At 61.0% G+C, this 25165-nt stretch carries 26 protein-coding genes; 12 read left to right on the top strand and 14 right to left on the bottom strand.

Annotated features, from left to right (window positions below; all coding sequences use genetic code 11):
- Positions 1-27: 27 nt before the first annotated feature.
- Together purL and HJB83_RS29465 are read left to right on the top strand one after the other, a co-directional pair.
- On the top strand, positions 28-2259 hold the full coding sequence (purL, locus tag HJB83_RS29470; protein WP_221133116.1) for a phosphoribosylformylglycinamidine synthase subunit PurL: 2232 nt from the start codon (positions 28-30) through the stop codon (positions 2257-2259).
- Positions 2260-2278: 19 nt separating this feature from the next.
- Entirely contained in the window at positions 2279-2512 is a 234-nt protein-coding gene (locus HJB83_RS29465; RefSeq protein ID WP_003586236.1) for a BolA/IbaG family iron-sulfur metabolism protein, read from the top strand.
- A 214-nt stretch (positions 2513-2726) separates the two neighbouring features.
- On the opposite strand, the gene HJB83_RS29460 is transcribed toward HJB83_RS29465, so the two are convergent.
- From HJB83_RS29460 to HJB83_RS29450, 3 genes are all read right to left on the bottom strand, one after another.
- Positions 2727-3197, bottom strand: coding sequence for an SRPBCC domain-containing protein (locus HJB83_RS29460; RefSeq protein WP_221133115.1), 471 nt, complete (start codon positions 3195-3197; stop codon positions 2727-2729).
- A gap of 1 nt (position 3198) precedes the next feature.
- Positions 3199-3525: a helix-turn-helix transcriptional regulator gene (locus tag HJB83_RS29455; protein WP_246762665.1), complete on the bottom strand. Its 327-nt coding sequence runs from the start codon at positions 3523-3525 to the stop codon at positions 3199-3201.
- Positions 3526-3762: 237 nt separating this feature from the next.
- Complete coding sequence (locus HJB83_RS29450; protein WP_221133114.1) at positions 3763-5022, bottom strand: hypothetical protein; 1260 nt, start codon at positions 5020-5022, stop codon at positions 3763-3765.
- A gap of 166 nt (positions 5023-5188) precedes the next feature.
- Between HJB83_RS29450 and HJB83_RS29445 the strand changes: the two genes are divergently transcribed.
- From HJB83_RS29445 to HJB83_RS29420, 6 genes are all read left to right on the top strand, one after another.
- Positions 5189-5437 carry a hypothetical protein gene (locus HJB83_RS29445; RefSeq protein ID WP_207580632.1) on the top strand — a complete coding sequence of 83 codons (249 nt, stop codon included), beginning with the start codon at positions 5189-5191 and terminating at the stop codon, positions 5435-5437.
- A gap of 161 nt (positions 5438-5598) precedes the next feature.
- Positions 5599-6420, top strand: a complete 822-nt coding sequence (locus tag HJB83_RS29440; protein ID WP_207580633.1) for a c-type cytochrome — start codon at positions 5599-5601, stop codon at positions 6418-6420.
- A gap of 144 nt (positions 6421-6564) precedes the next feature.
- Positions 6565-6900, top strand: a complete 336-nt coding sequence (gene grxD, locus HJB83_RS29435) for a Grx4 family monothiol glutaredoxin (protein WP_207580634.1) — start codon at positions 6565-6567, stop codon at positions 6898-6900.
- Positions 6901-7038: 138 nt separating this feature from the next.
- Positions 7039-8244 (top strand): multidrug effflux MFS transporter, encoded by a 1206-nt coding sequence (locus HJB83_RS29430; RefSeq protein ID WP_207584316.1) that lies wholly within the window; start codon positions 7039-7041, stop codon positions 8242-8244.
- Positions 8245-8279: 35 nt separating this feature from the next.
- A complete protein-coding gene (locus tag HJB83_RS29425; protein ID WP_207580635.1) occupies positions 8280-9560 on the top strand; it encodes a multidrug effflux MFS transporter in 1281 nt (426 codons plus the stop codon).
- Positions 9561-9599: 39 nt separating this feature from the next.
- The gene (locus HJB83_RS29420) at positions 9600-10022 is read left to right on the top strand and encodes a GNAT family N-acetyltransferase (RefSeq protein ID WP_221133130.1); all 423 of its coding nucleotides are present in this window, start codon (positions 9600-9602) and stop codon (positions 10020-10022) included.
- A 44-nt stretch (positions 10023-10066) separates the two neighbouring features.
- Here HJB83_RS29420 and HJB83_RS29415 read toward each other — a convergent pair whose 3' ends face one another.
- The 10 genes from HJB83_RS29415 to HJB83_RS29370 form a co-directional block, all read right to left on the bottom strand.
- A complete protein-coding gene (locus HJB83_RS29415) occupies positions 10067-10891 on the bottom strand; it encodes an inositol monophosphatase family protein (RefSeq protein ID WP_221133113.1) in 825 nt (274 codons plus the stop codon).
- Between the two features lie 41 nt (positions 10892-10932).
- Positions 10933-11760 carry an inositol monophosphatase family protein gene (locus HJB83_RS29410; RefSeq protein WP_221133112.1) on the bottom strand — a complete coding sequence of 276 codons (828 nt, stop codon included), beginning with the start codon at positions 11758-11760 and terminating at the stop codon, positions 10933-10935.
- A 117-nt stretch (positions 11761-11877) separates the two neighbouring features.
- Entirely contained in the window at positions 11878-12780 is a 903-nt protein-coding gene (gene ttcA / locus HJB83_RS29405) for a tRNA 2-thiocytidine(32) synthetase TtcA (RefSeq protein WP_207580639.1), read from the bottom strand.
- 57 nt (positions 12781-12837) lie between these two features.
- Positions 12838-13767: a glutaminase gene (locus HJB83_RS29400; RefSeq protein ID WP_207580640.1), complete on the bottom strand. Its 930-nt coding sequence runs from the start codon at positions 13765-13767 to the stop codon at positions 12838-12840.
- A 72-nt stretch (positions 13768-13839) separates the two neighbouring features.
- The gene (rpsD, locus tag HJB83_RS29395) at positions 13840-14457 is read right to left on the bottom strand and encodes a 30S ribosomal protein S4 (RefSeq protein WP_007629312.1); all 618 of its coding nucleotides are present in this window, start codon (positions 14455-14457) and stop codon (positions 13840-13842) included.
- Positions 14458-14681: 224 nt separating this feature from the next.
- Positions 14682-16193 carry an ATP-binding protein gene (locus HJB83_RS29390; RefSeq protein ID WP_207580641.1) on the bottom strand — a complete coding sequence of 504 codons (1512 nt, stop codon included), beginning with the start codon at positions 16191-16193 and terminating at the stop codon, positions 14682-14684.
- A 128-nt stretch (positions 16194-16321) separates the two neighbouring features.
- A complete protein-coding gene (murI, locus tag HJB83_RS29385; RefSeq protein WP_207580642.1) occupies positions 16322-17122 on the bottom strand; it encodes a glutamate racemase in 801 nt (266 codons plus the stop codon).
- On the bottom strand, positions 17103-17933 hold the full coding sequence (locus tag HJB83_RS29380) for an RNA methyltransferase (RefSeq protein ID WP_207580643.1): 831 nt from the start codon (positions 17931-17933) through the stop codon (positions 17103-17105). The genes murI and HJB83_RS29380 overlap by 20 nt, the downstream gene beginning before the upstream one ends.
- A gap of 4 nt (positions 17934-17937) precedes the next feature.
- On the bottom strand, positions 17938-19977 hold the full coding sequence (locus HJB83_RS29375; protein ID WP_221133111.1) for an FUSC family protein: 2040 nt from the start codon (positions 19975-19977) through the stop codon (positions 17938-17940).
- A gap of 150 nt (positions 19978-20127) precedes the next feature.
- Positions 20128-20655: a hypothetical protein gene (locus HJB83_RS29370; RefSeq protein ID WP_207580645.1), complete on the bottom strand. Its 528-nt coding sequence runs from the start codon at positions 20653-20655 to the stop codon at positions 20128-20130.
- Between the two features lie 298 nt (positions 20656-20953).
- Between HJB83_RS29370 and HJB83_RS29365 the strand changes: the two genes are divergently transcribed.
- The 3 genes from HJB83_RS29365 (at position 20954) to HJB83_RS29355 (ending at position 23378) form a co-directional block, all read left to right on the top strand.
- Positions 20954-22165, top strand: a complete 1212-nt coding sequence (locus tag HJB83_RS29365) for an NADP-dependent isocitrate dehydrogenase (protein ID WP_221133110.1) — start codon at positions 20954-20956, stop codon at positions 22163-22165.
- 71 nt (positions 22166-22236) lie between these two features.
- A complete protein-coding gene (locus HJB83_RS29360) occupies positions 22237-22683 on the top strand; it encodes a GNAT family N-acetyltransferase (RefSeq protein WP_221133109.1) in 447 nt (148 codons plus the stop codon).
- 68 nt (positions 22684-22751) lie between these two features.
- Entirely contained in the window at positions 22752-23378 is a 627-nt protein-coding gene (locus HJB83_RS29355; protein WP_221133108.1) for a glutathione S-transferase family protein, read from the top strand.
- Positions 23379-23424: 46 nt separating this feature from the next.
- Here the strand turns inward: HJB83_RS29355 and HJB83_RS29350 are convergent, their stop codons facing one another.
- Positions 23425-24276, bottom strand: a complete 852-nt coding sequence (locus tag HJB83_RS29350) for a GyrI-like domain-containing protein (protein WP_221117084.1) — start codon at positions 24274-24276, stop codon at positions 23425-23427.
- Between the two features lie 295 nt (positions 24277-24571).
- On the opposite strand from HJB83_RS29350, the gene HJB83_RS29345 reads away from it, so the two are divergent.
- Positions 24572-24922, top strand: a complete 351-nt coding sequence (locus tag HJB83_RS29345; RefSeq protein ID WP_221133107.1) for a hypothetical protein — start codon at positions 24572-24574, stop codon at positions 24920-24922.
- The last annotated feature ends 243 nt before the right edge of the window (positions 24923-25165 follow it).

Below are 25165 nucleotides of genomic sequence, written 5' to 3'. Positions count from 1 at the left end.
GCAAAACGCGCCAGGGACTTTCCGCTCATGACCATTCCAAACACCATGCCGATCACGCCGGAACTCATTGCAAGCCATGGCCTGAAACCGGACGAGTACCAGCGCATTCTCGATCTGATCGGCCGCGAACCGACTTTTACCGAACTCGGTATCTTCTCGGCCATGTGGAATGAGCACTGCTCCTACAAATCCTCGAAGAAGTGGCTGCGCACGTTGCCGACCACGGGGCCGCGCGTCATCCAGGGCCCGGGCGAAAATGCCGGCGTGGTCGATATCGATGATGGCGATTGCGTCGTCTTCAAGATGGAGAGCCACAACCACCCCTCCTATATCGAACCCTACCAGGGGGCCGCGACCGGCGTTGGCGGCATCCTGCGCGACGTCTTCACCATGGGTGCGCGCCCGATCGCCGCCATGAACGCGTTGCGCTTCGGCGAGCCGGATCACCCGAAGACCCGCCATCTGGTCTCCGGCGTCGTCTCCGGCGTCGGCGGCTACGGCAATTCCTTCGGCGTGCCGACCGTCGGCGGCGAAGTCGAGTTCGATGCCCGCTATAACGGCAACATCCTCGTCAACGCCTTTGCCGCCGGCATCGCCAAATCCAACGCCATTTTCCTGTCCGAGGCCAAGGGCGTCGGCCTTCCGGTCGTCTATCTCGGCGCCAAGACCGGCCGCGACGGCGTCGGCGGCGCGACGATGGCATCGGCCGAATTCGACGAATCGATCGAGGAAAAGCGCCCGACCGTTCAGGTCGGCGACCCCTTCACCGAAAAGTGCCTGCTCGAAGCCTGCCTTGAGCTGATGCAGACCGGCGCCGTCATCGCCATCCAGGACATGGGTGCGGCCGGCCTCACCTGCTCGGCCGTCGAAATGGGCGCCAAGGGCGATCTCGGCATCCTGCTCGAGCTCGACAAGGTGCCGGTGCGCGAAGAGATGATGACCGCCTACGAGATGATGCTGTCGGAAAGCCAGGAGCGCATGCTCATGGTGCTACAGCCGGAGAAGGAAGCGGAAGCCAAGGCGATCTTCGTCAAATGGGGCCTCGACTTTGCCATCGTCGGTAAAACGACAGACGACCTGCGCTTCCGCGTCATGCATCAGGGCGAGGAGGTCGCCAATCTGCCGATCAAGGATCTCGGCGACCAGGCGCCGGAATATGACCGCCCCTGGCGCGAATCCGGCAAGCAGGCTCCCCTGCCCGCTAATCTCGTCGCAGCCCCTGAGGATTACGGCCAGGCGCTGCTCCAGCTTGTCGGCTCCGCCAATCAGTCGAGCCGCCGCTGGGTCTACGAGCAGTACGACACGCTGATCCAGGGCAATTCGCTGCAGCTTCCGGGCGGCGATGCCGGTGTCGTGCGCGTCGACGGCCACCCGAGCAAGGCGCTCGCCTTCTCCTCCGACGTCACCCCGCGTTATGTCGAGGCCGATCCCTTCGAAGGCGGCAAGCAGGCAGTCGCCGAGTGCTGGCGCAACATCACCGCGACGGGTGCCGAGCCGCTCGCCGCCACCGACAATCTCAATTTCGGCAACCCCGAAAAGCCCGAAATCATGGGCCAGTTCGTCGAAGCGGTGAAGGGCATTGGCGAAGCCTGCCGCGTGCTCGACTTCCCGATCGTCTCAGGTAACGTCTCGCTCTACAACGAGACCAACGGCGTCGCCATCCTGCCGACCCCGACAATTGCGGGCGTCGGCCTGCTGCCGGATTGGCGCCAGATGACCCGCATCGGCTCCGCCAATGACGGCGACAAGGTGATCATGATCGGCGTCGACGGCAGCCACCTCGGCCAGTCGGTCTACCTCCGCGATGTGCTCGCCAGCCGCGAAGGTCCGGCACCCGAAGTGGATCTGTTTGCCGAGCGGCGCAACGGCGATTTTGTCCGCTCCGTCATCCGCAACGGCCAGGCGACCGCCTGCCACGATATTTCGTCGGGCGGCCTTGCTGTGGCGCTCGCCGAAATGGCCATGGCATCGAACAAGGGCCTGATGATCGATCTCGACGAAGGCAAAGGCGCGCCGCATGCGCTGCTCTTCGGCGAAGACCAGGCTCGCTACATCTTGACGGTGCCTGCCGACGTGGCAAATTTCGTCTGCGCCAATGCAGAAGGCGCCGGCGTTCCTTTCCGCCGCCTCGGCACGGTCGGCGGGACGGCGCTCGTCGTCGGCGATCTGATCGCGCTGCCGATTCAGCAATTGCGCGATGCCCATGAATCGTGGTTCCCTGATTTCATGGAAGGCCGCGGCGAACTCGCCGCGGAATGATGCGCAAGGAGTAACGATCATGGCCATGAAACCCGGCGATATCGAAGACATGATCAAGGCTGGGATTCCCGGTGCCAAGGTGACGATCCGCGATCTGGCGGGCGACGGCGATCATTACGCCGCCGAAGTCGTCGCCGAAGTCTTCCGCGGCAAGAGCCGCGTGCAGCAGCACCAGATGGTCTACGAGGCGCTGAAGGGCAATATGGGCGGCGTGTTGCACGCGCTGGCGCTGCAGACCTCCGCGCCGGAATAGGCTCGTCCTGTGGATAAACGACGCCTGGCGCTTGGGTCTAACCCCTAACTTAAATGTGGCATCCAAGTAGATATTAATGCCGAATCCCGTGCGGCGTGAACGTTTCGCGTGGTTTATCTTGCTGGAAAAATCTTCATGAAGCACTCTGCGCACTCACCCGTCGCGGAATGCTTGTTTTCGCGACGTCGCAAAATCCAGTCGCAAAACTGCGGCCTTAATTGGAAATTTTGCTACGCCTGTCTTGAATATCACCGGCTAAATAGCTCTCCAGCCCATCCAGCAGCGCTCTCCAGCCGTGTTCTCGCCCTTCAGCGCCGTCGCTCGGCGGGATGACGCATAACTGTTCCACGTAAGTCAGCTTCGTCCCGCCGCCATGGTCGGAGAACAGCACGGTCGCCAGCGACACCGTATGGATACGACCATTGAGGGCCATCGAATAGGCAAACACAATCCTCTTGGATTCCTTGATCTCGAAATAGTGCGTCTGGTTGGTGTGGGTTCCCATGTCCGTGACAAAGCTGCTGCGCTCGGCTCCTCCCTCGCGAAAGTCGCATTCCGCCAGTCCTTCACCGAACCATGCTTTCTTCTTTTCGGGAATCGCCCACGCCGCCCAGACGTGATCCACGCAATTGGAAAAAACGCGTTCGATGGTAATCGATCTGTGCTCTTGTTCTGTTTTTGTCACTTTACTGCTCCTGATTTAGGAAGTTGCCAAGTCTGTCGAAACGTTCCTCAAGCCGGGCGCGGTGTTGACGGACCCAATGTTCCACCCGCATCAGCGAGTCTGGTACGAGGCTAACCGTTCTCACTCGCCCGGATTTGCTTGACGCGATGACGCCCGCGTTTTCGAGTACGCGGAGGTGCTTCAGGAACGAGGGGCCTGCCATATCGAACGGCCGCGACAGATCGGTCACCGAGGCAGGTCCATCCAAGAGCCTTTCGACGACTGCGAGCCGGGTCGGGTCGGACAAAGCCCCGAAAATCTTCGGGAAGCTCACTTCATAGGTATCCATATGGCTATCTTTACGGAGAGCTGATGGATCGGTCAAGATAGATATCCATACGGCTACCTTTTTTTGACTGGGCACGCGCTTTGAGCAAGGGGTATGAAGCTTGTTCGCACTTGTTTGTCGCAAGATTTCTAACTTCCGCGACAAACGGCCGGCACTGAACTTTCCTGTCAATGTCGCAAGAAACCGCTCGCAAAAGTGGGAGTTTCGCGACAGGGATTTGCGACGGGGTTGGGGCGCTCAGCCGGGCATTCGCTTTTCATCGGGGCTGGCGAAGACCGATGCCGGCATCGGCCCTGATGTCATCAGCGTGAAATCGAAGGGCGCCTTCAGGTCCGGCCCGAGCACATATTGCCGGTGGACGCGCAGCTGGTCCTTGCGGATCTTGCGATAGTGTTTGCGCGTCAGCATCTGCTTGACGCGGATAAGGATGATCTTTGCCTCGTTTGCATCCGGATGGCCACACACGGAAACGACGGGCACCTTGTAGAAATTGATCGAGTCCGTCAGACACTGCACGTCGAGCCAGGAAATGTCCTCGCACCGGGCAATCAGCCCGACGCGGGCACGCAGCTGCGTTGCCGATGACAGCAGCGCGCATTGCAGGATGGCGCTGCCGAGGGTCGCAAACACCACGCGCTTGCCCTTGAAGATCTCCGGCTCCCTTTCCAGCAATATGCCGATGACATGGGCGGCAACGTTCGACCCCATGCTGTGCGAGGAGATCACATATTCGTCCGCCTCTTGCGCCAGCGCCTTGCGCACGGCAGCCGCCCGGTCTTCCAGCCAGTCGTTGAAATCCGTCCGGTCCATGCGGCCGAGCGCCACCGCCATTTTCCAATCGGCAAACAGATGCAGCGTATGGAAGCGTTCGGAAAACGGCAGGAAGGCGAAGATGAAGAAGCAGAGCGCGAGCGGCCCGCTCCACAGCATGTGCCACGGTGAAAAGCCGAGACCATAGGGCAGCACAGCGATTTGCACCGTCAGCGCAATCGCCAGCGCCGTCAGCAGGAACGGAAAGAGGAAGAATAGGCCGAAGCGCCAGGCATGGCGGAAATATCCCCGCATGCCGCCTTCCAATATGATCTGGGCGCAACTGCGGAAACCCGTAATGATCTGGCTCAGCGTATTGCCGCCGCGCAGCCGGCTTACCAGCGCGTCGTGATCGACCATGTGGATCCAGCTCTTCGTCTGCCAGCCAGGAGAACCAGTGCCTGCCTCGGGCGCCGTGCCGGCTGCCTCAGGCGCCGCGTCAGCGGCTGCCTCGGGCGCCGCGTCAGCGGCTGCCTCGGGCGCCGCGTCAGCGGCTGCCCCGCTGCCCGTCGTGACCTCGAAACTGAGGGGATCGCTTCCCGCTGCAGGCGCCCCCACCTCAACTGAATAGCCCCAGACGGCAGCACTCTGCTTGGCAGAACGTTCGTAACGCGCCCTGTGGGCGGCGCCGTCAAGCGGCTCAAATCCGGCGAAGTGTAGGACGACCCGCTTTTCGATCAGTTTCATTCCACCTTCCGGCCGGGCGAATGGCCGGCATGTTGCTTGTGATCCTCGCTGCTTTGCCGCTGATATCGGCAAAAAAGCAGCTCCGGCCTCGAAGCCGTCTTGCTAACGGAACTCTTCCGGAATTCAATAGCACCCATGTCGTTTCCACCACGAACGGAGGGGTTTTGTGGCCGATCTCGTCAAAGAATTGATATCAGGCGTCGTCGATAGCGTGCTGAAGGAAATCCTCAAGAAAACCACCGGCCGCGCCACGACGAAGCGCAAGAAGAGTAAAACGCGCGGCGCGTCGACGACGGCTGCAGCGCGCAAGCCAGCCTCGACCGCCCGCAAGACGGCGACGACACGCAAGCCCGCCCGCAAACAGGTGAGCAAGCGCCGCACTGCCGCCGGCCGCAGCCGCCAGCGCAGCAGCTAATGCATGTTGCCCGGAAGTGTGCAGCGGTTCCGGGATAACGACATGCATAAAAACAAAGGACTAAAGCGCGTCGCATGAATCAAGTTTGATGCGACGTGCTTTAGTGCCCGGTGCCTTCGCGGGCACCGATCTTGCAGATTTTTTGGGGGGGGCCTGAGCCAGTGAAACGTATTTTGAAAATTGTCCTCGCGGCCGTTGTCGCGATCTGTCTCATCGCCGTCGCCGGCGTCTACGCCCTGTCGGAGATGCGCCTTTCCAGAACCTACGATATCGCGGCCTCCGATTTTGCCGTCAAGACGACGCTGTCCCCGGAAGAGGCCGAACGCCGCGCCCGCACGCTGATGTGCGGCGGCTGCCATCACGATGCCGGCAACGTGCTGATCGACGAGCCCGGCGTCGGTCGCATCGTCGCGCCGAACCTGACCCGCCTAGTGCCCATGTACAGCGATGCCGAGCTCGTGCGTCTCATTCGCCACGGCGTCAAGAAGGACGGCACCGGCGTCTTGATCATGCCGGCTGGTAATTTCGCCAATATTACTGACGACGACATGGCAGCACTTATCGCCTGGCTTCGCACCCTGAAGCAACTTCCCGACGCCGTGGCGGGAGGAACACAATGGGGGCCGCTCGGCCGAGTGGGCCTGGCGCTCGATAAGATCCCCTTCGAGGCAGATCTGGTGCTTGCCGTCATCGCCCCCGCCGCCACGCGCCCGGCCGATATCGGTGAATATGCCTTTAGGACCGATTGCAGCCACTGCCACAATCTCGATACGGCGAAACAGTCCGAAGCCTTTCTTGCCCCGGCGCTGAAGCCCCTGGCACAATCCTATTCGGCTGCCGATTTCAAGAACCTGCTGCGCACCGGAAAGGGTGTCGGAGGCCGTGACCTCGGCGTGATGACCCAGGTTTCGCAGTGGGATTTCAAATATTTCACCGATACTGAAATCGAACAGATTCAGGCTTATCTCACCCACCAACCGTAACGTGCCAGCAACAGCCCCGGAGAGGCCTGCGATAATTGGTCTTTTTTTGGTTTGGGCGGCTGGAATTCCTGCTGCCGCATGCTATCTAAAGACAACGATTGAAACGGCGGGCCTTTAACCCGCCTGTTGAAAGGATTTGGTTCTATGAGCGGCATTAACGAATTCATCGCCAACGAAATCAAGAGCAACGACGTCGTCCTCTTCATGAAGGGCACGCCGCAGTTTCCGCAGTGCGGTTTCTCCGGGCAGGTCGTGCAGATGCTCGATTACATCGGCGTCGACTACAAAGGCGTCAACGTGCTCGCCGATTCGGAGATCCGCCAAGGTATCAAGGAATATTCCAACTGGCCGACGATCCCGCAGCTTTACATAAAGGGTGAGTTCGTCGGCGGCTGTGACATCGTCCGGGAAATGTTCCAGGCCGGTGAGTTGCAGCAGCATCTCCAGGAAAACGGCATCACCGTGCGCGGCGCCGCCTGATCGGTCACCGGGCGTCCGCCCGGTTTCCAAATCTGTAATCTTGAGTCCGAGGCGCTGCGGCTAGCAGCGCCTTAGCCTGTTTATGGGAATTTCATTGTGACAGATTCATCACAAGCCGTGTCCGCGGGCCGCCTGCCCATGGGCAAGCGAGAATTTATCGCGCTCGCCGCCTTCCTGATGGCCGTCAACTCTCTGGCGATCGATATCATGCTGCCGGCCTTGCAGCAGATCGGCGCGAGCCTCGGCGTCGAGAGCGAAAATCATCGCCAATTCGTCGTCTCCACCTATCTGCTCGGTTTCGGCTGTGCCCAGCTGTTCTACGGGCCGCTGTCTGACCGTTTCGGCCGCCGTACGCCGCTCTTGATCGGTCTCGTCATCTACATTCTCTCCGCCATCAGTATCGTCTTCGTCCCCACCTTCGCCGGCTTGCTCGCCCTGCGCTTTGTCCAGGGCGTCGGTTCGGCGGCAACCCGCGTCATCACAGTCTCCATTGTCCGCGATATCTATGGCGGCCGGCAGATGGCCGAAGTCATGTCGCTGATCATGATGGTCTTCATGATCGTGCCGGTGATTGCGCCCGGCACCGGCCAGATCGTCATGTTCTTCGGCAACTGGCATCTGATCTTCCTCTTCATCGCCGCCATGGCGACTGGTATCGCCGTCTGGGCCTATCTCCGTCTGCCGGAAACCCTGCACCCCACCAATGTCCGCCCCTTCACCGCCCGCTCGATCTTCGGCGCCTTCAAGCTGGTGCTGACCAATCGCACGGCGCTTTGCTACACCATCGCCAGCACCTTCATCTTCGGCGCGCTGTTCGGCTTCATCAATTCCGCCCAGCAAGTCTATGTCGGCATTTACGATCTCGGCGTCTATTTCCCCTTCGCCTTCGCCGGCGTGGCGATCTTCATGTCGCTGTCGTCCTTCTTCAATTCGCGCTTCGTCGGCAAACTCGGCATGCGCCGCCTGTCGCACGGCTCGCTCATCGGCTTCATCGCCATCAACACCATCTGGCTGATCGTCCAGATGGTGAGTTCCGAGCCGATGCCCTTTGCTCTGTTCATCTCCTTCTTCGGCCTTGCCATGTTCCAGTTCGGCTGGATCGGCTCGAACTTCAATTCGCTCGCCATGGAGCCGCTCGGCCACGTCGCCGGCACCGCCTCCTCCGTGCTCGGTTTCATGAGCACGGTCGGCGGCGCCCTGATCGGTGCCGGCATCGGTCAGGCCTTCGACGGCACCGCATTGCCGATGGTCGCGGGTTACTTTTTCGTGTCGATCATCGGCCTCGTCTTCGTGCTGATCGCCGAGAAGGGCCGCCTCTTCCAACAGCAGAACCCGGCCGTCTGAACGGCCGGCCTCCTCCGCATCCGGGATTTCACCACATGACGCTGCCGCATAAGCCGCACCAGGAAAACCAGGGCTCCCGCCGCATCGGGATGGGCTTTGGCGAATTCGTGGTCACCATCGCCCTCATGACCGCCAGCGTCGCCATGGCGATCGACAGCATGCTGCCGGCATTGCCCAATATCGGCCATTCCCTCGGCGTCACCAATCCCAACGACGCGCAGCTGATCATCGGCGTGTTCTTCCTGGGCTTCGGCGTCTCGCAGATATTCTTCGGCAGCCTTTCGGATACGTTCGGCCGCCGAAACATCCTGCTCGGCGGCCTGGTTTGCTACGTCTTCGGAATGCTGGCCGCCGCAGCGACAGGCAGCTTCGAAATGCTGCTCATCATGCGTTTCGTCCAGGGTATCGGCGGTGCGGCCGTGCGCATCACCACCATGGCCATGGTGCGCGACTGCTTCGGCGGCCGCGAGATGGCCCGTGTCATGTCCTATGTGATGATCGTCTTCATGATCGTGCCGATCGTTGCCCCATCCGTCGGCCAACTCATCATCCTCTACGCCAATTGGCACTGGATCTTCATCCTGCTCGGCATCATCGCCATGATCCTGTTCGTCTGGGCTTTTCTGCGGCTGAAAGAATCGCTGCCGCCGGAAGAGCGGTTGCCGCTGTCGGTTGGCTCTGTCGTCGACGGCTTCAAGACCGTGCTCACCAACCGCATCACCTGCGGCTACATGATCGGTCTCACCATGTTTACCGGCGTCATCAGCGCTTACGTGATCTCGGTGCAGCAGGTGTTCGGCGAGGTTTATGGCCTTGGCGACTGGCTGCCAATTGCTTTTGCCGCGACCGCCGGCGGCATCGCTGTGGCCAATTTCGCCAACGGATTCTTCGTCCGCAAATTCGGCATGCGCCGCATCTCGCACGCCGCCCTGCTGATCTTCACGGCGCTCTCGGCCGCAGGCTTCTTCTATTCGCTGGCCGGCAAGCCGGATTTCGCCATCGCCTACGGCATCTTTACTATCGTGCTGATGATGTTTGCCGTGATCGCCACCAATTTCACCGCCATCAGCCTCGAGCCGATGGGCAATCTCGCCGGCACCGCCACCGCGATCACTGGCTTCGTCTCGACGACAGCAGGCGCCATCCTCGGCGGCCTGGTCGGCCAGATGTTCAACGGCACGGTGCAACCGCTCTTCGGCGGCTTCGCGCTCTTTGGCGCAGTCACGATCGCGGCCACGCTCTGGGCGGAGAACGGCAAACTCTTCACGCATCCTGGAGATAGCCCGCAGCTGGATCCAGGTGCTGCCCACTTCTGACACCGAAAACGATTGGCGGCAGTGCGCGAAGGCATCCCAGTGAACGACCGAATTCTGATCAGGCCCTACACGCCAGGCGACGTGGACGCTACAATTGACATTTTCCTGCGCGCCATTCGAGAAGTCTCGTCGAAGGACTATTCACCGGCTGAGATCGAGGCCTGGGCAAAGGTGGAAGACTGCAGCCGATGGGCGGAGCGAAGGATCAGCAGGCCTGCCTGGATCGCGGAATTTGACGGAAAGCCGGCAGGATTTTCGGATCTGACTGGCGACGGCTGCCTGGACATGATGTTCGTGCACCCCGACTTTCAGGGGCTCGGCTTTGGCCGAATCTACACGGAAGCCAGCCGAACGGCCAGACCGTTCTTCGAGCGCAAAGGCTTCTGGGTGGTTACAAAGCAGATCGTCGCGAAACGCGGCCAAAGCCTGGAGAACTTCCTCATGGAGAAGCTCTATGGATAATTTTCGGCAAGTAGAACGAATGCCCCAGCGGACATTTCATGCCTTCAGACGGTGAACACCTCACGCCGCAGCACCTCCCACGAGGCCTTGTCAGGGCCAATCAGCAGCCCACCGTCAAGATGATGCGGCAGGTAGGGCGAGCCGTCGAGACGCGCCGCATGGGCACCTGCCTCCTGCGAGATCAGCGTGCCGGCCAGGTGATCCCAGGGCATCAGCTTGTTGTACATCAGGTAATGCACATGGCCGCCGGCAAAGGTGCGGTATTCGTGAGCGGCACAGCGGTAATTGGTGAGGAAGCGCACCTTGGCGAGATTGCCGAGCACCTCGGCCCGCTTCTCCTGCGGCAGGTAACCGGTCGAGGCCATGCCGACCATCTGCTCCAGCGCGACAGGCTCGGCCACGCGCAGCCGCTGCGCCTCGCCATCCGGTCGGCGCAGCCAGGCGCCGCCGCCCTTTTCCGCCATCACCCAGTCGTCGCCCATCGGATCGTAGATGATGCCGGCAATGGTCTCGCCGCCTGATATGACCGCGGCCATGACGCCGAAGGCCGGGATGCCGGAGGCGAAATTGAACGTGCCGTCGACCGGATCGACGACGATCGCCAGATCAGCATCGGCAAGCCTGCCGAGCAGCGCCGGGTCGGCCGCGACCGATTCCTCGCCGACGAACAGCGCGTCCGGCCAGAGCTGTGCGGCTTCCGTCTTGATCATCCGCTCGGCCTGCTCGTCGGCCTCGGTGACGAGATCGGTCGCCTCGCTCTTGGCGCGCACCTCATCCTGACGGAGCCGGCGGAAGCGCGGCAGGATTTCTGCTTTCGCCGCACGGCGCAGCAGGTCGGCAAGAACGGTCACGTCGACAGTCACAGTCATGTCAAATCCTTTCGGTCCGGCTTTTTAGGAAGGGCCTTAGATCAGTTGCCGATGATCTCGCGCCGGATCAGCTGCCAGCTGTCCTTATCGGGTGCAGAAATGATGCCGCCTGTCGTCTCGCCGGGGCGATAGGGCGTGCCGTCGAATTTCGCCGTATGGCCGCCGGCCTCCTGATGCGCAAGCACGCCGGCCAGGTGATCCCAGGGCATCAGCTTTGCATGGCCGATGAAATGCAGCTTGCCGGAGGCGACCATCCAATATTCGTAGGCCGAGCAGTTGAAGGCGAAGGTCATCCTGATCTTTGCCATGTTGGCGGAGATGCGCGAGCGATCCGGGTCGTCCATATGGCCCCACGAGATGCCGCCGACCATCTGGTTCAAGGCGGCAGACTCAGCCACCCTCAGTCTGCTCGATTGGCCATCCTGCCGCGTCAGGAAGGTGCCGGCGCCCTTGATCGCCGTCACGGTGTCGCCGAGAACGGGATCATGAATGATGCCGGCGACCGTCTCACCCTTTACGGTGACCGCCAGCATCGTCCCGAACACCGGAAGCCCGGCGGCGAAATTAAAGGTGCCGTCGACAGGGTCGATAACGAAGGCAAGTTCGGCATCGGCAAGTGCCGGCACGACGGACCGGTCAGCGTCATAGGCTTCCTCACCGACGATGAGCGCTGCGGGAAAGCGCTCTTTCAGCGCCGCGGTAATCCTGTGTTCGGCAAGCAGGTCCGCCTGCGTCACCAGATCGGTTGCCGAGGTCTTTTCCGAAACATCGTCAGCACCGAGATTGCGGAAACGCGGCATGATTTCTGCACGCGCAGCCTCCCTGACACAATCGCCGAGAAAGAGAATATCCTGATCTGAAATGGTCATGCGAAATCCTGTACTTCATCCAATAGCCAGTCTGCATAGCCGGCCGTTCATGAAGGATCGGTGACACCACTTCATAATTCCTCAAATCGGAACCGATTTAAGGAATTATGCAGCAATTCAAAGTGTTACAGCGTCCCCTTGCGCGTCTGAAAAGACGCGCGACGCTGTAAGGGCGGAAAAGTCGAAGAGTTTTGGATCGAGCAGGTGCGACGGGTTCACATGTGAAAGCGCCCGCAGCATCGTATCCTTACGCCCCGGCATGCGCCGCTCGATATCGGCGAGCATATCCTTCATCGCATTGCGCTGCAGCCCGTCCTGCGAACCGCAGAGATCGCAGGGAATGATCGGAAACTGCATGGCGGCGGCAAATTTCGCGAGGTCGTCCTCGGCGGCATAGGCGAGCGGCCGAAGCACCATCAGATCGCCTTCATCGTTCAGAAGCTTCGCCGGCATAGAGGCAAGCCGTCCACCGTGGAAGAAGTTCATGAAGAAGGTTTCGAGAATGTCCTCGCGATGGTGGCCGAGCACCAATGCGTCGCAGCCCTCTTCGCGCGCGACGCGATAAAGATTGCCGCGGCGCAGCCGCGAACAGAGCGAGCAATAGGTCGCCCCTTCCGGCACCTTCTCCTTCACGATCGAATAGGTATCCCGATACTCGATCCGATGCCGCACGCCGATTTTGGTCAGATAATCCGGCAATACATGTTTTGGAAAGTTCGGCTGCCCCTGGTCGAGATTGCAGGCAATGAGCTCGACCGGCAGCAGGCCGCGCCACTTGAGATCAAGCAGTAGCGCCAGCAGACCGTAGGAGTCCTTGCCGCCGGAAAGGCCGACCAGCCAGCGTCTCTGCCCATTCAGCATATCGAAATCGTCGAAGGCCTGGCGCACCTGCCTGAGCAGCCGCTTGCGCAGCTTGTTGAAGGAGACCGAGCGCGGCGCATCGGCAAAAAGCGCATGGCCGACGCCGCCGTCGGCTTCGCCGCTTTCCAGATCATCCGCAATATTGGCTGCGATATTCATTGCGTCGTCCTATCGAGATCTGTCTGCCTTAGCAGAAACGAGTTCGGTAACACAGCGTCAATCGCCAAAAACCGACCAGCCGGTGCGCGCCGCGAGCATTTCCAGCGCCACGGCGCCGAGCTGCGAATTGCCGACCTTGTTCAGCCCCGGCGACCAGACCGCGATCGAGGCAATGCCCGGCGCCACCGCGAAGATGCCGCCGCCGACGCCGCTCTTTCCGGGCAGGCCGACATGATAGGCAAAGTCGCCAGAGCCATCGTAATGGCCGCAGGTCAGCATCAGCGCATTGATACGCCGTGCCCGCTTCGGCGAGACCACCGAGTGGCCGGTCACCGGATTGCTGCCGCGCGCCGCCAGGAACAGGCCGGCGCGGGCCAGCTGCTCGCAGCTCATCGACAGGGCGCATTGATGGAAATAGACGCCGAGCACATGGTCGACGGGATGGTCGAGATTGCGGTAGGCGCGCATGAAGTTGGCAAGCGCGACATTGCGATACCCCGTCTGCGTTTCCGAGCGGGCCACCCTGTCGTCGATGCTGATCGACTCGTCATCGGCGAGATAACGCACGAAGCGCAGCAACTCGCCGATTGCCTCGCGCGGCGCATGGCCGGCCATGACGACGTCGCTGACGGCGATCGCGCCGGCATTGATGAAGGGATTGCGCGGGATGCCGCCCTCGTGCTCGAGCTGGACGATCGAGTTGAAAGCCGATCCGGAAGGTTCGCGCCCGACGCGCTTCCAGAGCCCCTCACCGACCTTGCCGAGCGCCAGCGTCAGCATGAAGACCTTCGATATGCTCTGGATCGAGAAGGCGGTATCGGCGTCGCCGACGCGATAGACCTTGCCGTCGACGGTGACGATCGCCATGCCGAACTGCCTCGGATCGACCTTGGCAAGCTCCGGAATATAGTCGGCGACCTTGCCCTCGCCGATGCGCGGCAGGATATCGCTATAGATACTATCGAGGGTCGCCTGCAAATCCGCCATCGCTTCTCTCCAGATAACAAAAAAGCCGCCCGAAGGAGCGGCTTTTCCATATGCGAAAACGCCTGGTTTTGATTAACGCGAATAAAATTCGACGACCAGTTGCGGTTCCATGATGACCGGGAACGGAACGTCGCTGAGCGTCGGGACACGGCCGAAGGTGGCGACCATCTTGTGGTGATCGGCCTCGATATAATCAGGAACGTCGCGCTCGGCGAGGCTGACGGCTTCCAGAACCGTCACCATCTGCTTCGACTTTTCGCGAACTTCGATGACGTCGCCGGCCTTGCAGCGGTAGGAACCGATGTTGACGCGCACACCGTTGACGGTGACGTGGCCATGGTTGACGAACTGACGGGCAGCAAACACCGTCGGAACGAACTTGGCGCGATAGACGATCGCGTCGAGACGCGATTCCAACAGGCCGATCAGGTTTTCCGAGGTATCGCCCTTGCGGCGGTCGGCTTCGGCGAAGATCGCGCGGAACTGCTTCTCGCGCAGGTCACCGTAGTAGCCCTTGAGCTTCTGCTTGGCGCGCAGCTGCACACCGAAGTCCGAAAGCTTGCCCTTGCGGCGCTGGCCGTGCTGGCCCGGGCCGTATTCGCGGCGGTTCACCGGGGACTTAGGACGGCCCCAGATGTTTTCGCCCATACGGCGGTCGATTTTGTACTTGGACGATTCGCGCTTGCTCATCGCATTTCCTTTCAAAGGTTTCTGTCGGTTTGTTGCCAAACCGCGCGAAGGAAACACGCCCTCCTCTGAACTCTTGCGAGATCTGACAGGATGTTCCGGTTAGCGAACAGGAACGATCCACGGGACATGTCAAATGAAACACCGGACATTGCTGCCCGGTGCTTGGGGCGGTCTTTAGAGGGCCGTCATGAAATTGTCAACAGCGGCAAAGCCCGAAAGCGCCACTATTCCGCCGCCAGCGGCTGATCGCCTGTATCGGGCGCGTTGGCGTCGCCCGGCGCCGTCTGGCAGTTCATATCCGGGAACGCGACAATACGCCTGCCGGAAAAATCCGTGTGCACGACAATGCTGCCCTGCTCCTCGAAATAGCCGAGCAGGCGGCGGGCGCGGCGGGCGGAATGGGTACCGTAGGCGCGGGCGATGCGCGCGTCCGACGGGCACGGCTCGCCGCGGACGGCCGCCCTGGCGAGCATCAGGAAAACGCCCTGCAGGTCGTCGGTGACATTAGTTGACAGCGACAGCGCCGTTGCCCAGGCATCGCTCGCTGCCGTTTCCGCATCGACGCCGGAGCGCGAGATTGCCACACGCCGACGGAAATCCGGCAGCGCGATCGGCGGTCCCGGCACGCGGCGCATCCGCAGCCGGACGAGAAAATCCTGGTAGAGCACCGAATCGGTGCGGAAGGCAGAGGTGGGATCGTCGAGTATTTCGGCAAGCACGCCGGCAAGGCGCTCCTCCCGCTCCTCGGCGGAGACCTCTATTTGGCTCGCCCTCGCCTCGGCCGGCGCTGCGGATGCCGCCGGCGTCGAGCGCGAGAGTTCAGCGAGAATGTCGGTCGTTGGCCGCGGCGCCGGCGGGGCGCGGCGCACCGGCGGACGGAGAAACTCCTCCGGATCGGGCGTGAAGATCAGATCCTCGACATCCTGGGGCGCATCCGGCAGCGGCATCAGCTTCGGGCTGGAAGAGCGCGCCGAGGTTTCCACCGCGCCGATCTGGATCGGCAGCGGCCGGCGCGAAAGCGCCGGTCCAAGCGCAACGAAATTGCCGCGCTTCAGGTCCCGGAACATCTCGGCCTGGCGCCGGTCCATGCCGAGCAGGTCGGCGGCGCGCGCCATATCGATATCGAGAAAGGTGCGGCCCATCAGGAAGTTGGAGGCTTCGGCTGCGACGTTCTTGGCGAGCTTGGCGAGCCGCTGTGTCGCGATGACGCCGGCAAGCCCGCGCTTGCGGCCGCGGCACATCAGGTTGGTCATTGCCCCGAGCGACATTTTGCGCGCATCTTCCGAGACGTCGCCGCCGACCGACGGTGCAAACATCTGCGCCTCGTCGACGACGACGAGAACCGGATACCAGTATTCGCGATCGGCATCGAACATGCCGTTGAGAAAGGCTGCGGCCGCCCGCATCTGCTGTTCGATGTCGAGACCTTCGAGCGTCAACACGCAGGAAACGCGATGCTGGCGGATGCGGTTAGCAATGCCGGCCAATTCCGCCTCGGTGCGCTCGCCATCGACGACGACATGGCCGAACCTGTCGCTGAGCGTGACGAAATCACCCTCAGGATCGATGATGACCTGCTGCACCCATTGCGCCGATTGTTCGAGCAGGCGGCGCAACAGATGCGACTTGCCCGATCCGGAATTGCCCTGCACCAACAGACGGGTCGCCAGCAGCTCCTCGATATCGAGCGTCGCCGGGCTGCCGGACGCCAATCCCATATCGATGCCAACCTGCAATGCTGATCCTCGCGACGAAGAGACTCACTTGAACGAAACACCATTCTTCCGAAACGGCTGCGCCCCGTCTATCAAAGAATGCGCTTATTTTCAGGGCCAGATTTCGCCAACCCACAAGACAATTCCCCTCACGCCCTCAACCCAAAACCCTGCATTAGCCGCCGCGTCGCAAAATCCTGCTGGCCGGAGGTGAAGACGGCGAAGTCGAAATTGTCGGGATGTACGGCATCGGCGATCAGCGGCACCAGCGTGCGGGCGCGGCGCGCGATCGCCTCGGCCGGATCGAGCCAGTCGACCGGCCACGGCGCAAGCCGCCGGAACAGATTGGCCATGAATGGATAATGCGTGCAGGCAAGCACGACGATATCGGTCTTGTGACCGTCCTTCTCGACGAAGCATTGGTCGATTTCGGCAAGCACGGCCTCGTCGGAGACGGCGTCGCCGCGAATATAGGCTTCTGCCATCCGCGCCAGGTTCTCTGAGCCGACGAGGCGGACGTGGCATTGCTGCGCGAAGGACTGGATGAGATCGCGCGTATAGGCCCGCTTCACCGTGCCCGGCGTCGCAAGCACCGAGACCAGGCCCGAGCGCGTACGCTCCGCCGCCGGCTTGATCGCCGGCACGGTGCCGATGAAGGTCATCTGAGGATAGGCGGCGCGCAGATCGGCGCCGACCAGCGTGAAGGCCGTATTACACGCAATGATGCAGACCTCGGGATCGTGATCCGTCAACAGCTTGCCGAAAAGCCCGACAACCCGTTCCTTCAGCGCCTGTTCCTCCCAGCCGCCATAGGGAAAGCCGGCATCGTCGGCGACATAGATGAAGCCGCGTTCCGGCATCAGCACGCGTGCCTCCCGCAGGACGGTCAGTCCCCCGATGCCGGAATCGAAGACGAGGATCGGTTTCAGCTCATGCGTCGGTGCTGTCATCAGGCGGTGTTTCCTTGGCCGCTATCGGGAACCGGCCGCCGCGCGGGCTCTTGCGCGAAAAACGGTCGAGGGAGGAGATGACGCCGCGCAACACGCTGATTTCCTGCTCCGTGAAAGCCCGGCGAGATAGGACTGCACGCAGATTGTCGATCATTTTCGGCTTTTTCCCGGCAGGATGGAAATATCCCCGGGCATCAAGCGCCTCTTCCAGCTGGTCGAACAGGCCAAAGAGCTGCTCCTTGGTCGAAGGCGTCTGTCCCATCGCCTGGAAGGGCACGGCACCGATATCGCCCATACCGGATTTCATCCATTCATAGGACATCAGCAGCACCGCCTGGGCGATGTTCAACGAGGCAAAGGCCGGGTTGACGGGAAAGGTGACGATCTCGTCGGCAAGCGCCACTTCCTCGTTGGTCAGCCCCCAGCGCTCGCGCCCAAAGAGGATGCCGGTGCCCTCGCCCGCCCGGAACCTCGCCCGCAGTGTTTCGGCAGCGGTGACCGGCGAGCGGACCGGCTTGAAGCCGTCGCGCTCACGCGCCGTCGTCGCATAGACGAAGTTGAGGTCGGCGACCGCCTGCTCCAGCGTGTCGTAGACCTTGGTCGCCGCGATCACATGATCGGCCTTGGAAGCGGTCGCTTGCGCCTTCTCGTTCGGCCAGCCGTCGCGCGGATTGACGAGACGCAGTTCGGCAAGACCGAAATTCGCCATGGCGCGCGCCACCATACCGATATTCTCACCCATCTGCGGCTCGACCAGAATGATGGCCGGCCCTTCGGCCAGAAGTTGACGCTCGCTGTTCGTGCCTGCCATGGTCCTATCCCTGTTTCGAGCGCGCAATAGCCTCGCCCGGCGCAAACGGCAAGACGTCGGCCTGCGGATAGAGCCTTTCCAACGCCGAACCGATCATTTCAAGCCCCAGCCTGGCACCCGCGCGCGACAGCGGCAGATGCCGGCCTGTCGTTCGCAATATCTTGCGCTTGATCAGAAAACAGTTCGAACCACGCGGGGCTACCGTATCGATCATCGCCAGCTCCGCCGCGATTACGCTCTTCAGAGTGTCGTCAGCTGCCGGCGCGTCGCAGCTCTTCGCCAGGATGCGCGCCCAGTAGGTGCAGGACAGGAAGATCGCCAGTGTCTGGCGGATCTGGCCCGGCCGGGTCACCACCGACCAGGACGAGCCGAGCGGCCGTGCTGTCACCGTCACATCCCGGTAGCAGGCATCGATCTTCTGCGACAGAGCGATCAGCTCGAAGCCGCTCTTACCCTCGCCGATCGCGCCAAGCAGCTCACGCAGCGCTTGGAACCAGCGGGCGAGTGCGGCATCGAGTGCGCCGCGTGTGCGCGTGGGGAAGACGAGGAAGGCGACCGCCGTTCCGGCCGCCGCGCCGATCATGGTCTCGCCGATGCGCAGCTTCAATAGATCGAGCGTCAGCACACCGGTCATGCCGTAGACCAGGCAGAGCACGATCGAGATGAAGAAGGTCATCGTCACGTAGGAAACCTGCAGGAAATAGAAGGCGAGGAAGATACAGACGACAGCAACCGGAATGGCGATATCAGACTCGCCTGAAAGCAGCGTTGCCAGCACAAGGCCGATCGCGATCCCGAACACGGTACCGAGGGAGCGCGACAATGCCCTCATCGCCGTATCGCCGCGCGAATTGGTGTTGGTGAAAACGAGGAAGGAAGCAAGCACCGCCCAGAACCAGCGTTCGCGCGACAAGAGCAGGCCGAAGCTCATGGCGATTGCCGAGGCGACCGTAATCTGCAGCGCCAAGCGCAGCAGCGGGTTGGCGAATGAAAAATCGATCGGCTGGGATTGCGCCGTGTCGCTGACCGTATCGATGCCGGAAAAACCGCGGGCCTGTCCCTCGTCGATCGCCTGCGTCAGTTGCTGCCGCGCCTCGCCGAGCCAGAGAAGCGCCCTCACCGTTTCGCCTTGCGGCTGGTCCCTGATCGTTTCGGCCATTCCCTCAAATCTTAGAAGTTCCGATTTGTCGGCCTCGATCACGGCGTGAATGAGCGCGAATGGCGGTGGGCTCTGGAAGCTCAGCACGATCGCGCTCTCGGCGGCAAGATGCGCATCGAAGAGCCGGATCGCCAGTTCGGCGGCGGGGTCGGCGGCACCGTCGAAGACGCCTGCCGGCGGGCGCGGGATGAAGGTCTCCGCCATCAGCACCACCTCCTTCAGCCGGTCTTCCAGCTGGCGCAGTTCCTGCCGATCGGTTTCGCCAATCTCTGCACTCCCGGCAAGGGCGGCGAGTTTGAAGAGAATCTGGTTGATCCGGCCGCGCACGCTTTCGAGCGAGCGCAGCAGGTCGCGCCGCCAGTCGTCGGGCAGCAGCACCGCCCTCACCAGATGGCCGACCAGCACCGCAACGACGGGACCGATCGCCACCGCCGGCAGATCGACTAGCGAAGGCCGGAAATAGGCGCCCATGAAATAGGAGGTGAAGGCGAACATGCCGATCGCAAAACCGCGCGGCCCGAACACGCGACCCGCAGATGCAAGCGCGATCACCACCAGGAAGACGAGATCGGAGAGAAAACGGCGATCCTCGAGCCCGGCCGCAATACCGACAACGGCTAGGCTTACCACACAACCGAAGAGCCGCGTCACCAGCTGGCGCGCATTGCCCTTGTCGCGAACGGCGATCCCGCCTTCGATCGACAGTACGATCCCGAGGCCGAAAGCCGCGGTCGGCAGCGGCAGGATGAGAGCCCTGATGGCAAGCAGGATCAAAAACGAAAGGACGATCGTCAGCGTCACCCGCGATGCCATGCGCAGGCGCGAAAGCGCCGGATCGTTGGCAAGCAGCCAGTCGCGGAACTGAAACCCGGAAAACAAATGCAAGAGCCCCCATGCCACGGAAGGATCGACAGATACCGCCGATAGAGCGCAAATCAAACCATCGGAGAACCGATCGGAACAATCGCCCGGGATCGAATCCCCATCATCGATCGCCCGACATCGATCGCCCGACATCGATCGAATGTCGCGCGCCTACTGGCCTTTGGCAATCAGCGCCATCGTCGCCTTCAGGGAATCACGGGCCTGCGTTTCGATATTCTCGGTGACGATATCGTCGATTACCGCCTGGCCGGCCTCCTCGACCACCTCGAAACGAACGGTCGTATAGTCCTTGGCATCGGGCGCGCCCGAGCAGGCAGACTTCTTGAAGCGCACCGTCACCTCGGTCGTGCCGTCAACCGGCGGTGCCGCCGCTGTGGTCATATCCTCCAGCGGGCATGCATCCTGGCCGTTGACGATGACGTCGTAGTTGAACGGCGATATGCCGTCGTCATCGACGGCCGGAAACTGCGCGGCCGCATTGTATCGCGCGACGAAGTCCTTGCTGTAGAGATGATCGAGCCGGCTCGCATCGAAGATGTCGGTCCAATCATTGTTGTTGTCGGCCCAGTTGCTCCCGGTCGCATCCATGATCTCCTTCACCGGAGCGGTGGCATCGGCCGCATGGGCGGCACCTGAAAGGGCGATAAGGTTTGCGATAACAATGGCGAGCGTCTTCATGGTCGAATGTTCCGGACGGGCAAATCAAGGCGGACACTAGAGCATGATGCCGAAAAGTGTGAGCGGTTTTCGGACGACACCATGCTCTAACTTCTAATGTAGAACAGGATTCAGATTTTAGGCCGACCGGCCCAAAATCATCCTGTTCTAGCCGGATTCGAGCGCTTGGCAATGCCGGCAAAAACGCGTTGTGAAACCCGTTGCAGCTTTGCGTTCCACGTTCACAATGCTATAGCGCTCCTCATCACGTCACCCACCCGGGACCCCGTCCCCCTTCAAGCTCGAACGAGGCAGATACATGAACAAGATCAAGGTCGCCAATCCCGTCGCCGATCTCGACGGCGATGAAATGACGCGCATCATCTGGCAGCTTATCAAGGACAAGCTGATCCATCCGTATCTCGACCTCGACATCGATTATTTCGACCTCTCCGTTGAAAACCGCGACGCCACCAACGACCAGGTGACGGTCGATGCCGCCAACGCCATCAAGAAATACGGCGTCGGCATCAAGTGCGCCACGATCACGCCGGACGAAGCACGCGTCAAGGAATTCAACCTCAAGGAAATGTGGAAGAGCCCGAATGGCACGATCCGCAACATCCTCGGCGGGGTCATTTTTCGCGAGCCGATCATCTGCAAAAACGTGCCGCGTCTAGTTCCCGGCTGGACCAAGCCGATCGTCGTCGGCCGCCACGCCTTCGGCGACCAGTACCGCGCCACCGATTTCAAGTTTCCCGGCAAGGGCAAGCTGACGATCAAGTTCGTCGGCGAGGACGGGACCGTGATCGAGAAGGAAGTCTTCAACGCGCCGGGCTCCGGCGTCGCCATGGCCATGTACAACCTCGACGAGTCGATCCGGGAATTCGCCCGTGCCTCGATGATGTACGGCCTGATGCGCAAGTGGCCGGTCTACCTGTCGACCAAGAACACCATCCTCAAGGCCTATGACGGCCGCTTCAAGGACATCTTCGAAGAAGTCTTCGAGGCTGAGTTCAAGGATCAGTTCAAGGACGCCGGCATCACTTACGAACATCGCCTGATCGACGACATGGTGGCCTCGGCGCTCAAGTGGTCGGGCGGCTACGTCTGGGCCTGCAAAAACTACGATGGCGACGTCCAGTCCGACACCGTTGCCCAAGGCTTCGGCTCGCTTGGCCTGATGACCTCGGTTCTGCTCACGCCGGATGGCAAGACAGTCGAAGCCGAAGCCGCTCACGGCACGGTCACCCGCCACTATCGCCAGCACCAGAAGGGCCAGGAAACCTCGACGAACTCGATCGCCTCGATCTTCGCCTGGACCCGTGGCCTCGCCCATCGCGGCAAGCTCGACGACAATGCCGAGCTTGCCCGCTTTGCCGCAACGCTCGAAAAGGTCTGCGTCGACACCGTCGAATCCGGTTTCATGACCAAGGACCTGGCGCTGCTGATCGGCCCCGACCAGCCGTGGCTGTCGACCACCGCCTTCCTCGACAAGATCGACCAGAACCTGCAGAAGGCCATGGCGTAAGCCAGTCCTTTCGCGATAACATTGAAACGGCGGGGATTTTCTCCGCCGTTTTCATTTTGGGAGAACAGCTGATGACGGCGACCGTGCGCCCGCTCGAACCATCTGACCGTGCCGCTTGGCAACCCTTATGGGAGGCCTATCAGCGCTTCTACGAAGTAGCCATCCCGTCCGAAACCACGGATCTCACCTGGGCCCGCTTCCACGATCCGGACGAACCGATGCAGGCACTCGGCGCCTTCGATGATGGCGGTCACCTTGTCGGCATCGTCCACGCCATTTTTCACCGCTCCTGCTGGCTGCCGCAGTGGACCTGCTACCTGCAGGATCTCTATGTCGAAAACACCCAGCGCGGCCTCGGCACCGGCGCCGCACTGATCGAGGCCGTCGCCGATCTTGCCCGAGTAAACGGCGCAGGCAGGCTCTATTGGATGACGCACGAAACGAACGCAACGGCGCGGCGGCTCTACGACAAGATCGCCGAACGCTCGGGTTTCATCCAGTACCGCAAGGCTCTCTGAAGATCGGGGGTTGCACAAAGACCTCGCAGCGCTATTGATTCCGAGCGACGGAACAGGAGGAGGATCTCATGACTGAGGAATTGGTATTCTATACGAACCCGATGTCGCGCGGCCGTATCGCGCGCTGGATGCTGGAGGAGATCGGTCAGCCTTATCGCACCGAACTGCTGACCTTCGGTGGGACCATGAAAGCCCCCGAATATCTCTCGGTCAATCCGATGGGCAAGGTGCCGGCGATCCGCCACGGCGAGACCGTCGTTACCGAATGTGCGGCGATCTGCGCCTATCTCGCTGAGACCTTCCCGGAAAAGGCGCTGGCGCCGAGGCCGGAGGAGCGCGCCCGCTATTACCGCTGGATGTTCTTTGCCGCCGGTCCGCTCGAATCGGCGGTGACGATGAAGGCTCTCGGCTTCGAAATTCCGACGGAGCGCCTGCGCATGGCCGGCTGCGGCGGTTTCGGCGACGTCATGAACACGCTCGAAATGGCCGTCTCCGGTTCGACCTATGTTGCCGGCGAGCGCTTCACCGCCGCCGACGTCTATGTCGGCTCGCATATCGGCTGGGGCCTTGGCTTCGGCTCCATCGAGAAGCGACAGGCCTTCGTCGATTATTTCGGCCGCATCAGTGAGCGTGAGGCCTATAAGCGTGCCAATGCCCTTGATGATGAGGCCGGCAAGACGATGCAGGCCGCCTGATCGTTACCGGCGCGGCTCTCCGATGGCCGCGCCGGGATGCCAGCCTTCAGGCAAGCGGCATGTGAATATCCGTCAGAAGCTCGGTCGGCGGCACGTCGCGCGGATTGTTGAGATATTCCTCGAACATCACCCTGTCCTTCAACTGTCGACCGGATTTCGGCAGCCATTCGGCAAAGAGCCACTGATAGGACTTGGGCATGTCGGCATAGGGACCCTTGTGGCGCAGCACGGCATAATCGCCGCCGTCGATCGTACGCCGCTCGAAAGGCGCATTGACCGGCACTTCGGCAGCGCCGGCGACGCAGGCGATCGAGCGCAGCTTTTCAAGCGGCACAACGTCGGGATCGTCGAGATAGACGCCGATCATCCGCATGTCGGGCTTGGCAAGCCCGCGGGCGTAAAGCGTGCCGAACAATGTCTCGAAGGCCTTGCCGATCTCCATATAAGAGCCGGTATGGGCGACGCCGATCAGTTCGGTTGGTGCGATCTCGCGTATGGTAATGTCGAACATGGCTTTGGTCTTTCCCTTAGGTGAGGGTTGGAAGGCTGTGTGGCTTCCCTCTTTCCGGTAACGCGCCGGCGGCATGCCGTAGACCGACTTGAAGATGCGGTTGAAAGATTGGAGATTGGGATAGCCTGATCGCTTCGCAATTTCGCTGACCGCAAGCTCCGTGCGGACGATCTCGCCCGCCGCGCGATGCAGCCTGAGCCGCTTGACGGTTGCCGCCAGCGTCTCACCGTAAATCGCCCGGTAGATCCTGTGCCAGTGATAGCTCGACATGCAGGCGATCTCGGCAAGGCGCTCCATATCCAGCTCCTCGTCGAGGTGGTCGTGAATATAGGCAGAAACCCGTCTCAGACGATTTTCATAAAGTGCCCATGCCGTTTCGCCGTTCATGTCAAACCTCGTGCAAATCGATCGGCTAAAGAGAACCATATCCCGATTTGACAAATCCTGCGGAGTTGCCGGCTCCGGAGCGCCAACGCTACGCCATCACCCGCTAAGCAACAGCGGGCTAGGAAATTGCTAATCGCCAGATTGACTTTTTCAACCCAAAATAGCAGCTTGAGGTAGTAACAGGGGATGGCTGAAATTCATAATGTTGGGAGCTCTAAGCAAGTTGACTTGAGGATTAAATCAGAGCTCTGTGAAAATGCACGCTATCGTAATCAGTCGCATCTACAAGTATAGAATGAAGTTTCCATCTGGTAATACCCTATGCCGCTGGATAGTAGTGTCATTTGTATTTTTTATTCTGGCTATCTATATTTATGGAGAAACCCTCCAGTCACATAAGAGCCCGGAAGAACAGACGAGGGATATATTAAAAAAATACCTTGTTGAATCTGAAGAAGTCGATCGAATCCGTTTTGCAAATTGCTCCAGAATCGAAGAGTCAGAAGCGGATCGGCTTCCAAATGTGAGCTTCTTTATTGGGTGCGAGGTTAAGAAACCGCTTTCGGCAGATCCCATTATTCTTTCAGTGGCTTTCGGTGGCCGGGGGCAGGTTGAATTTATGGATATATCGAGGGGTGAGGAATGACGGGGCCAAGTTCGCAAAAAACTCTGACGAGTTTTGGACGACAGGAAGCGCAGGCGCATTGAGAAACCGGCAACAGAGCCACTGTCTATGTTGATATGCCGTGACCTGCCACTGAGCTTTCATCCAGCTGCGATTAGAGCCTCGGGGGTTTTGAATACGCCAAGTGGCGCGGTGTGAGCAACCGGCGGAAACGCGAAGCTTTCATCTTGCGCAGCGTTGGAGCCGGTTGCGGCGATGGTTTCG

The sequence above is a fragment of the Rhizobium sp. NZLR11 genome, assembly GCF_019685115.1.
Classification (GTDB): domain Bacteria; phylum Pseudomonadota; class Alphaproteobacteria; order Rhizobiales; family Rhizobiaceae; genus Rhizobium.
The sequence above is the reverse complement of the archived record's forward strand: the minus strand, read 5'-3'. Positions and strand labels throughout refer to the sequence as shown.

Coding starts and splice junctions, on each gene's coding strand:
- HJB83_RS29350 (WP_221117084.1), bottom strand. CDS start 24,276: ATGAACGGCGAAACGGCATGGGCACTTTATGAAAATCGTCTGAGACGG.
- HJB83_RS29355 (WP_221133108.1), top strand. CDS start 22,752: ATGACTGAGGAATTGGTATTCTATACGAACCCGATGTCGCGCGGCCGT.
- HJB83_RS29360 (WP_221133109.1), top strand. CDS start 22,237: ATGACGGCGACCGTGCGCCCGCTCGAACCATCTGACCGTGCCGCTTGG.
- HJB83_RS29450 (WP_221133114.1), bottom strand. CDS start 5,022: ATGAAACTGATCGAAAAGCGGGTCGTCCTACACTTCGCCGGATTTGAG.
- HJB83_RS29345 (WP_221133107.1), top strand. CDS start 24,572: ATGAAGTTTCCATCTGGTAATACCCTATGCCGCTGGATAGTAGTGTCA.
- purL (WP_221133116.1), top strand. CDS start 28: ATGACCATTCCAAACACCATGCCGATCACGCCGGAACTCATTGCAAGC.
- HJB83_RS29465 (WP_003586236.1), top strand. CDS start 2,279: ATGGCCATGAAACCCGGCGATATCGAAGACATGATCAAGGCTGGGATT.
- HJB83_RS29425 (WP_207580635.1), top strand. CDS start 8,280: ATGACGCTGCCGCATAAGCCGCACCAGGAAAACCAGGGCTCCCGCCGC.
- HJB83_RS29370 (WP_207580645.1), bottom strand. CDS start 20,655: ATGAAGACGCTCGCCATTGTTATCGCAAACCTTATCGCCCTTTCAGGT.
- grxD (WP_207580634.1), top strand. CDS start 6,565: ATGAGCGGCATTAACGAATTCATCGCCAACGAAATCAAGAGCAACGAC.
- rpsD (WP_007629312.1), bottom strand. CDS start 14,457: ATGAGCAAGCGCGAATCGTCCAAGTACAAAATCGACCGCCGTATGGGC.
- HJB83_RS29380 (WP_207580643.1), bottom strand. CDS start 17,933: ATGGCAGGCACGAACAGCGAGCGTCAACTTCTGGCCGAAGGGCCGGCC.
- HJB83_RS29410 (WP_221133112.1), bottom strand. CDS start 11,760: ATGACCATTTCAGATCAGGATATTCTCTTTCTCGGCGATTGTGTCAGG.
- HJB83_RS29400 (WP_207580640.1), bottom strand. CDS start 13,767: ATGGCGGATTTGCAGGCGACCCTCGATAGTATCTATAGCGATATCCTG.
- murI (WP_207580642.1), bottom strand. CDS start 17,122: ATGACAGCACCGACGCATGAGCTGAAACCGATCCTCGTCTTCGATTCC.
- HJB83_RS29415 (WP_221133113.1), bottom strand. CDS start 10,891: ATGACTGTGACTGTCGACGTGACCGTTCTTGCCGACCTGCTGCGCCGT.
- ttcA (WP_207580639.1), bottom strand. CDS start 12,780: ATGAATATCGCAGCCAATATTGCGGATGATCTGGAAAGCGGCGAAGCC.
- HJB83_RS29455 (WP_246762665.1), bottom strand. CDS start 3,525: ATGGATACCTATGAAGTGAGCTTCCCGAAGATTTTCGGGGCTTTGTCC.
- HJB83_RS29430 (WP_207584316.1), top strand. CDS start 7,039: ATGGGCAAGCGAGAATTTATCGCGCTCGCCGCCTTCCTGATGGCCGTC.
- HJB83_RS29365 (WP_221133110.1), top strand. CDS start 20,954: ATGAACAAGATCAAGGTCGCCAATCCCGTCGCCGATCTCGACGGCGAT.